This window comes from Phenylobacterium sp., from assembly GCF_036264965.1.
Lineage (GTDB): Bacteria > Pseudomonadota > Alphaproteobacteria > Caulobacterales > Caulobacteraceae > Phenylobacterium.
On the sequence record NZ_DATAPY010000151.1, the window covers coordinates 41617 to 47899 of the forward strand.

A 6283-nucleotide genomic window follows, 5' to 3' on the forward strand; every position below is an offset into this window, starting at 1 on the left:
CCACCCCCCAGGTAGGGGCGCGACCATATCGCCCAGTCGTAAACGTAATGTGGAGCCGCCTAGCGGCGTGCCGTCACGGGCTAGAAGGCGTTCTCGCCGGTGATCGCGCGGCCCAGGATCAGCGCGTGAACGTCGTGCGCGCCTTCGTAAGTGTTGACCGTCTCTAGGTTCGCCGCGTGACGCATCACATGGTATTCGCCGGAGATGCCGTTGCCGCCGTGGATGTCGCGGGCCTCGCTGGCGATGGCCAGCGCCTTGCCGCAATTGTTGCGCTTCATCAGGCTGATGGCCTCCGGAACCCAGGCGCCTTCGTCGATCAGCCGGCCCAGCGCGAGCGCGCCCTCGAAGCCCAGGGCGATCTCGGTCTGCATGTCGGCCAGCTTCTTCTGGATCAGCTGGCGCGCGGCGAGCGGCTTGCCGAACACCTTGCGGCTCACGGTGTAGTCGCGGCTGGCGTGCAGGCAGAACTCGGCCGCGCCCATGGCGCCCCAGGCGATGCCGTAGCGGGCCTTGTTCAGGCAGGAGAACGGCCCGCGCAGCCCGCTGACGTTGGGCAACATCATGTCGTCGGGCACGAAGACGTCGCTGAGCGCGATCTCGCCCGTCACCGAGGCCCGCAGGCTGAGCTTGTTCATGATCTTCGGCGTCGCGAAGCCCTCGGAGCCGCGGTCCACCAGGAAGCCACGGATCACCCCGTCCAGCTTGGCCCAGACCAGGGCCACGTCGCTGACCGGCGAATTGGTGATCCACATCTTGGACCCGTTCAGCACGTAGCCGCCGTCGACCTTCTTCGCCACCGTGCGCATCGAGGCCGGGTCGGAGCCGCCGTCGCTCTCGGTCAGGCCGAAGCAGCCGATGATCGTCCCGGCCGCCATGCCGGGCAGGTATTTCATCCGCTGCTCTTCCGAGCCGAAGGCGTAGATCGGGTACATCACCAGTGAGGACTGCACGCTCATCGCCGAGCGGTAGCCGGAGTCCACCGCCTCGATCTCGCGGGCGATCAGGCCGTAGGCCACATGGTTCACGCCGGCGCAGCCGTACTTCTCCGGGAGCGTCGGGCCCAGGAAGCCCAGCGCGCCCATCTCGGTCATGATCTCGCGGTCGAAGCGCTCCTCGGCATAGGCCGAGACCACGCGGGGCAGCAGCTTGTCGCGGGCGTAGGCGCGCGCCGCCTCCCAGATCATCCGCTCCTCTTCCGAGAGCCGCGAGGCGAGGTCCAGCGGGTCGTCCCAGCGGAACGTCTTCTGATCGGCGGCGGTGTCGAGGGGCATGGAAATGTCTCCAGAAAGAATGCCGCGCCTTATGAAGGGATATTAGGCGCCTGTGTAGACGCCCGGACGCTTTTCGATGAACGAGTCGCGCGATTCCTTCACGTCGTTGGGCGCGCGGCGCGCGTAGTAGAGGCCGGCGCTCTCGTAGCGCAGAGCTTCTTCCAGCGTGGCTTCGGTGTTGTGCTGCAGCACCCGCTTGGAGACCCGCAGCGCCACCGGCGGCCAGCGGGTCATCTCGTTGGCGTAGTCCACCGCGGCGTCGACCAGTTCGTCGGCGCCGACCAGGCGGTTCAGCAGGCCGAGCGTCCTGGCCTCCTCGGCGCCTACCGCGCGGCTGGTGAAGATGAGGTCGGCCGCCGCCGCATAGCCGACGATCCGCGGCAGGAAGAAGGACAGGCCAGAGTCCGGCGACAGCGAGCGTTCGATGAACACGCTCTTGAAGCGCGCGGCCTCGCTGCCGATCCGCACGTCGCAGGCGAGCGCCGTGGACATGCCGGCGCCGGCCGCCACGCCGTTGATCGCCCCGATGGTCGGCTTGTCGAGGCCCGACCACATCATCGCCCAACGCCCGACCCAGCCCATCTCGTCGATACGGTCGAACTGTTCTTTGAGCTCCGGGGCGGCGCCGGAGATCGGTTGGCCGGCGCCCAGCAGGTCGGCCCCGGCGCAGAAGCCCTTGCCGGCGCCGGTGACCACCAGGGCGCGGAATTCGTCGTCGGCCTTCACTGCGGCCACCGCGGCGGCGACCTCGCCCATCATCACCCGGTTGATGGCGTTCAGCCGGTCGGGGCGGTTGAGCGTCAGCACGCCCACATGGCCGCGCCGCTCCAGGGTGATGGTTTCGTAGTCGCTCGCGTCATAGGCCATCGCCGTTCCTCCGTCGTTCGCCGGTTTTGGCCAGCATCGCGCCGATCCGTTGCGGCGTCGAATCGTACCGCTGTTCCTCCTCTCCCCGCGAAACGCGGGGAGAGGGTGGGGTGAGGGTCGGCTGGGGGTCTGACAGTCTCTCCCGTTGGTGACCCGACTGTCTGCGGCGGCGCCGTTCATGAGTCATCGCCGAACCAACGGCGGATCACGCCCTCGAGCCGGCCCTCACCCTACCCTCTCCCCCGCTGTGCCGGAGGGAGAGGAGATTTGCTCTTGCAAATCATTCGCATTGCAAAGCCGAGCGCGCTTAATTAAGAACGATTCTCAATTGCAGTTGGGAGCTTTCGATGGGTGGTGGGGCGTTCGGGGTGGTGGCCTATCGCAAGGCGCGGCCGGTGCGGCTGGGCCTTGCGATGATCGCCGGGGCGGCCAGCCTGTGCGGCGCGGCCCAAGCCGCCGAAGTCCCGGCCGCCGCGACGGACGCCGCCGACGAAACGACCGTCTCCGGCGTGACGGTGAGCGGCGAGGCCAAACCGCTGGATCGCAGCACGGGCCTCAGCGTGCTCAGCTCCACCGTCCAGGACACGCCACAGGCCATCAGCATCGTCAGCCAGGCGCAGATGAAGGCGCAAGGGGTCGCGACCCTGGAAGGCGCCCTGCGCAACGTCCCGGGCATCACCATCGCCATCGGCGAGGGCGGCACGCTCTCGGGCGACCAGTTCAAGATCCGCGGCTTCGACGCCAAGGACGACGTCTATGTGGACGGCCTGCGCGACTTCGGGGCCTACACCCGCGACAGCTTCAACTACGAGGAAGTCCAGGTCCTGAAAGGCCCGTCCGGCGCCATGTTCGGCCGCGGCACGACCGGCGGTGCGATCAACATCATCTCCAAGGCCCCGAAGCTCGACGATTTCACCAGCCTCGACGGGTATGTGGGCGACGGTCGCTACTATCGCGCCCTGGCCGACATCAATCACAAGTTCGGCGAAACGACCGCGGCGCGCCTGACCCTGATGGGCAATTCCACCGGGGTGGTGGACCGCGACCTGATCTATTCCGACCGCTGGGGCGCGGCGCTGACCGTCGGCTGGGGCCTGGGGACCGACACCCAGCTCACCGCCAGCTATCTGCACCAGCACGACCGCCAGCGGCCGGACTACGGCGTCGTCATCGTCCAGAAGCCCGGCGACATCGTCGCCCTGCCGGCTACCGAATATGACGTCGGCGTCCGCCGCTCGAACTTCCTGGGCTTCCGCAACGACATCGACCGGTCCGACACCGACATGGTGACGGTCCGCGTCAGCCACCAGGTCAACGACAAGATCACCCTGACCTCGGACACCCGCTACGCGATCTACCGCCGCTACTTCCAGTACACGACGCTGGACCAGTGCGGCGCGGCCTGCACGACGGCCCTGTTCGACGGCAATCCGGCCACCGAGGCCTTCGGCGGCATCGGCGGCCAGGGCCCCTACGACATGGACGCCAGGGGCCTGCAGAACATCTCCGCGGCGCGGATCGACTATGACCTCGGCCGTTTCAGGAACCAGGCGATCGTCGGCGTCGACGTCTCGCGCCAGGAGAACGACAAGCTGTTCTTCGCCTACCTGCTGCCGGCGGGCTTCGCCACGCGGCCCGCGATCCCGCACCCGATCGTCAATCCGAACCCGAACTTCCCCGCCGGCTATTCGGTGTTCCGCGCCGTCCCCGGCCAAAACATCGCCTGTCCGTCGGCGACGGCCAACTGTACTGCGACGATGAACGGGACGACGGTCTTCACCAACACCCTGGGGACGGCCACCGAACAGAGCAACGGCTCGTCCACGGACGCCGGGATCTTCCTTACCGACCGGCTGTGGCTGACACGGACCCTGTCGCTGATCGGCAGCTACCGGCTGGACCGCTACGCCGCCGAGCTCAGCTCCACCTTCTTCAACGACACGACCTCGAACCTGAAGGTGAAGCCCCTCCTGAAGAGCCCGCGGGCCAGCGTGGTCTGGGAGCCGGCGTCCGACCAGACCTACTACCTCTCCTGGGGCAGGTCGCAGACGCCGCAGGGGACCTCCGTGGTGGGCGCGGCGGCCAACCTGGCGGTGACCTCCAAGGACCTGGCGCCCGAGGACAGCGAGATCTGGGAGGCGGGCGCGAAGTTCGCCCTGCCCGGCGCGCGGCTTTCGGCGACCGGCGCGGTCTTCGACATCAGGAAGGACAACGCCCTGCAGACCGATCCGGCCACCGGCTTCCTGCAGGCCCAGTCCGGCGAACGCCAGGAGGTGAAGGGCTTCGAGCTCGGCCTGACCGGCAAGGTCACCGGCGCCTGGACGATCAGCGCCGGCTACACCTATCTCGACGACAGGATCAGAGAGTCCTTTGCCAACTGCGCCGTGCCGACGACCACGACGGGCACGCCGATCGGCATCGTCTGTCCCGTGGGCGTCACCACGGCCCTGCCGGTGTTGAACACCGTGGCTGTCGGCCAGCAGGCAACCTTCACGCCGAAGAACGCGGCGACCTTCTTCACCACCTATGATCTGTCGCAGTGGGTCGACGGGCTGACCGTCGGCGGCGACGTCACCTACCAGAGCACGCTCTTCCTGGGGTACACGGCGCGCAGCGTCGGCTACACCGACCGCTCCACCCTGGCCGCGCTGAAGATCGCCGAGGTTCCGGACAACGTCACCTTCGACGCCTTCGTGAGTTACCGGATCGGCCGCTACCGCCTGTCGGTGAATGGCTACAACCTGGCCGACCGGCTGAACTACGCCCAGACCTTCGGCACGCGGGCGACGCCGGCGCCGGCGCGGACGATCATCTTTTCGGTGGGAGCGACCTTCTAGCCATGCTGCTGCATGTCCCAAACGTCCTGTCCGCGGAGCAGGTGGCGAGCGCGCGCGCGATCCTGCAGGGCCAGGCCTGGGTCGACGGCCGCGTCACCGCCGGCGAGCAGTCGGCGCTCGCCAAGCGCAACCTGCAGGTCCCGCAGGACGCACCGGCCGCCCGCGAGCTCGGCGACCTGATCCTGACCGCGCTGGGCCGCCATCCGCAGTTCGTGTCGGCCGCCCTGCCGCTCAGGGTCTTCCCGCCGCTGTTCAACCGCTACGACGAGGGCATGGCCTTCGACACCCACGTCGACAACGCCATCCGCTTCGCAGGCCCCGTGCGGTTCCGGACGGACGTCTCGGCGACGCTCTTCCTCACCGATCCCGACGACTACGACGGCGGCGAATTGATCGTCGAGGACGCCTATGGCGAGCACGCCATCAAGCTGCCGGCCGGCGACATGATCCTCTATCCGGCCACCAGCCTGCACCGGGTCGCAGCCATCACCCGTGGGTCACGCTGGGCGGCGGTCTTCTGGGCCCAGTCGATGGTCCGCGCCGACGCCCAGCGGGCCCTGCTCTACGACCTCGACAACGCGATCCAGGCGATGAGCGTGAAGGTCGGCCCAGGTGATCCGACCCTGGTCAGCCTGGCGGGGACCTACAACAACCTGCTGCGGATGTGGTCGGACGTTTAGGACGGATCGACATTCAGCGGAGGCGGGTGTTCCTCGTTTCCCCTCCCCCTTGCGGGGAGAGGACTTTGGAGCGCCAGTTGCGAGGGAAGCTGAATGTCGATCCGTCCTAGTACTACAGTTGCGGATCAAGTGATTTTCTGATTCCCTTCGGCAGGTTATGGAGGGAGCCATGTCTGTCGCCTCGTGGTCAGGATCCTTATTGGCTTGGGAGCAGGAGCTCACGGTGCTTAAAGCGCGGGTTGGGCGAGTGCTTCGCCGTCGAGAGCTGCGCGAGACGGGCGCGGATTTCCTGGATGGTCTTCTCTCCGGCATTGAGCGCAAGACGGGCTGGTTGATGGCCGAGCAGTCGGGCGCTGAGCGGCCCTACCGGATGCAGTCGCTGCTGGGGCGTAGCCAGTGGGACGCCGATCAGCTGCGAGACGAGGTTCGCGATTATGTGGTGGAGGCGCTGGGCGACGCGGACGGCGTCCTCATTGTTGACGAGACAGGGTTTGTGAAGAAGGGGGATCGCTCTGCCGGTGTCGCGCGCCAGTACTCGGGGACAGCGGGTCGGATCGAGAACAGCCAGGTCGGCGTGTTCCTGGCCTACGCGAGCCGCTACGGCCAAGCGCTGATCGATCGCAGGCTT

Annotated in this window: 5 protein-coding genes; 3 read left to right on the top strand and 2 right to left on the bottom strand. The window is 67.5% G+C overall.

Features of this window, described 5'->3' with window-relative positions:
• Positions 1–80 precede the first annotated feature (80 nt).
• On the bottom strand, positions 81–1271 hold the full coding sequence (locus VHS75_RS20305; RefSeq protein WP_329640438.1) for an acyl-CoA dehydrogenase: 1191 nt from the start codon (positions 1269–1271) through the stop codon (positions 81–83).
• A 42-nt stretch (positions 1272–1313) separates the two neighbouring features.
• Positions 1314–2138, bottom strand: a complete 825-nt coding sequence (locus tag VHS75_RS20310) for an enoyl-CoA hydratase/isomerase family protein (RefSeq protein ID WP_329640439.1) — start codon at positions 2136–2138, stop codon at positions 1314–1316.
• Between the two features lie 347 nt (positions 2139–2485).
• On the opposite strand from VHS75_RS20310, the gene VHS75_RS20315 reads away from it, so the two are divergent.
• From VHS75_RS20315 to VHS75_RS20325, 3 genes are all read left to right on the top strand, one after another.
• Positions 2486–4975 carry a TonB-dependent receptor gene (locus VHS75_RS20315; protein WP_329640440.1) on the top strand — a complete coding sequence of 830 codons (2490 nt, stop codon included), beginning with the start codon at positions 2486–2488 and terminating at the stop codon, positions 4973–4975.
• 2 nt (positions 4976–4977) lie between these two features.
• Positions 4978–5655 carry a Fe2+-dependent dioxygenase gene (locus VHS75_RS20320; RefSeq protein ID WP_329640441.1) on the top strand — a complete coding sequence of 226 codons (678 nt, stop codon included), beginning with the start codon at positions 4978–4980 and terminating at the stop codon, positions 5653–5655.
• Positions 5656–5824: 169 nt separating this feature from the next.
• Positions 5825–6283: IS701 family transposase (locus VHS75_RS20325; protein ID WP_329640442.1), on the top strand; the 459-nt coding region annotated here is incomplete at its 3' end.

What these genes read in the sequence shown, in the direction of transcription:
- VHS75_RS20305 (WP_329640438.1), bottom strand. Translation starts at nt 1,271, where the DNA reads ATGCCCCTCGACACCGCCGCCGATCAGAAGACGTTCCGCTGGGACGAC.
- VHS75_RS20310 (WP_329640439.1), bottom strand. Translation starts at nt 2,138, where the DNA reads ATGGCCTATGACGCGAGCGACTACGAAACCATCACCCTGGAGCGGCGC.
- VHS75_RS20315 (WP_329640440.1), top strand. Translation starts at nt 2,486, where the DNA reads ATGGGTGGTGGGGCGTTCGGGGTGGTGGCCTATCGCAAGGCGCGGCCG.
- VHS75_RS20320 (WP_329640441.1), top strand. Translation starts at nt 4,978, where the DNA reads ATGCTGCTGCATGTCCCAAACGTCCTGTCCGCGGAGCAGGTGGCGAGC.